The sequence below is a fragment of the Dapis hubbardiae BLCC-M172 genome, from assembly GCF_050016015.1.
Classification (GTDB): Bacteria; Cyanobacteriota; Cyanobacteriia; order Cyanobacteriales; family Microcoleaceae; genus Trichodesmium.
This window is the reverse complement of record NZ_JBNHEQ010000195.1, coordinates 1-2,275: the sequence shown is the minus strand read 5'-3', so window position 1 is coordinate 2,275 and position 2,275 is coordinate 1. Positions and strand designations below refer to the sequence as shown.

Genomic DNA, 2,275 nt, shown 5'->3' with positions numbered 1-2,275 from the left:
TTTTCAGAGACTCAATATCAATCTTAATTCCCTGAAATTCCATTTCGGCTAAAACCGATTCTAAAGGTTGTTCTACATCTACTAATAATTTGTACAAAGATTTCTCAGTCGGTTCATTTTTCGGAGTATCTTTTTGCAGTTGAGCTGATAAATTTTTCAGAGACTCAATATCAATCTTAATTCCCTGAAATTCCATTTCGGCTAAAACCGATTCTAAAGGTTGTTCTACATCTACTAATAATTTGTACAAAGATTTCTCAGTCGGTTCATTTTTCGGAGTATCTTTTTGCAGTTGAGCTGATAAATTTTTCAGAGACTCAATATCAATCTTAATTCCCTGAAATTCCATTTCGGCTAAAACAGATTCTAATGCTTGTTCTACATCTACTAATAATCTGTACAAAGATTTCTCAGTCGGTTGATTTTTATCCGCTTTTTCTAATTCTGCTCTTAATTTTTCTACTAACTGAAATGTCACAAAAACTTGATTACCACAATAATCAGCTACTTTGAGAATATCTAGGTCGGCAATAGTTTTATTTTTCGAGACCACATCGTTATAACTATGTAAATTTATCCCCTTATCTGTGAGGTATCTAATATATATTTCTTCCAGACTATGTTTATCTCCAGGATTTAATACATAACTTGCCAACATTGTGTCAAAAACCACTCCAGCTAATTTAATTCCTTGACAACGAAAAACCAATCTATCAAATTTAGTATTCTGAAAAACTTTTGGATATTCGGTACTTTCTAAAATTGGTTTTAAAGACTCTAATACTGTCACCTTATCCAGATTTTTTCCAATTTTATGTCTGGTAGGAATATAGGCAACATCCTCTATATTTTTTCCCCAACAACAACCAATTCCAACTAACTCTGCATCTCTCGGTTCCAAAGATGTTGTTTCCGTATCCCAAGCAACAGGAATCTGAGGATTTTTCTGTTCTTTTAAAATATTTACTAACTCCTTTAACTTTTCTGGAGTATCAATAATTTGAGGCTGAATTTCTGATTTTGTTGAAATTTGCTGTTTAGCTACCTTTGTATCTTCTGCACTGAAAAACCAATCATCACTTTCTACTTCAACTAAAGTATTTATCGATTTTTCTTGCTGCTGAGTTTCTGATTCGTCTGGCAAAGACTTAACTCCTGCCAAACCATTAAACTGCTGTTCTAAATCTGGAATTTGACTGAGGAAATGTTCTAATTCCAGCCTTTGCAAAACAGGTTCAATTTCTGAACGAGAAAATCTTTTTATCTGACAATCTTCTATATCAAGATTTAACGGCACATTTACTTCAATTTTTGCCATAAACTGAGAATGCTCTGCCTCAGCTTTTCCTACTACTAACTTTTTCTGATTGGCTCCTCTAATTTTATCTAGAGAAGCATAAATTTCTCCTAGACAACTATATTCATTCAACAACTTAACAGCAGTTTTTTCCCCAATCCCTCTAACACCTGGAATATTGTCAGACTTATCTCCACAAAGAGCTTTATAATCAACAACTTGAGTCGGCAAAATTCCCAATTTCTCCTTAACTTCTTGAGCAAAAAATTCTTTAGGCGTACTACCTTTACCCGCAGCTAAATGTAAAACACTAATCCCTTTTTCTACATCTATTAATTGAAATAAATCTTGGTCGCCAGAAAGAATTTTTACCCGAAACCCAGCAGCACTAGCTTTTTGTGCTAAAGTTCCCAATATATCGTCAGCTTCATAACCAGGAGCAGTAATAACTGTTAAATTAAAAGCTCTTAAAAGCTCTTGTAAATTTTCTAAGTCAGTAATTAAATCTTCTGGCGGTTCTGGTCGATCTGCTTTATAATTTTTATCAGCTTTATGACGAAATGTAGGTTGTCCTAAGTCAAAGGCGATCGCTAAGTATTCTGGTTTTTGAGTATCTATTACTTCTAATAAAGATTTCAGGAATCCAAAACAAACGCTTGTGGGAATACCTGTAGAAGTTTTCAATCCTCCACTACGACTTTTGGCAAAAGCGTAGTAGGAACGAAAGGCGAGAGAATGGCCGTCAATTAAAAGGGTGGTAGGAGGGTTAGCGGACATTTGAAATTGATATTTTGAGATGTTGCTCTATTTTAGCTATAAATTGGGGTATACTTATTTTCTAAGGCTGGCTTTTCTATTTGCCGGAAATACTAGCTATGTATCTAATCTAGATTTAGCACTATAGTTTTGTGGTAAGATTTCTGTTTTTGAATTGAGATTTTTTCGGGGAGTAGGTAGTAGGTTAGATAGATTGAGAAA

At 34.0% G+C, this 2,275-nt stretch carries 1 protein-coding gene; it reads right to left on the bottom strand.

Translation table 11 applies throughout. The features are described from left to right. Positions 1-2,074: 5'-3' exonuclease H3TH domain-containing protein (locus ACP6PK_RS17705; protein ID WP_426561288.1), on the bottom strand; the 2,074-nt coding region annotated here is incomplete at its 3' end. Between the last annotated feature and the right edge of the window lie 201 nt (positions 2,075-2,275).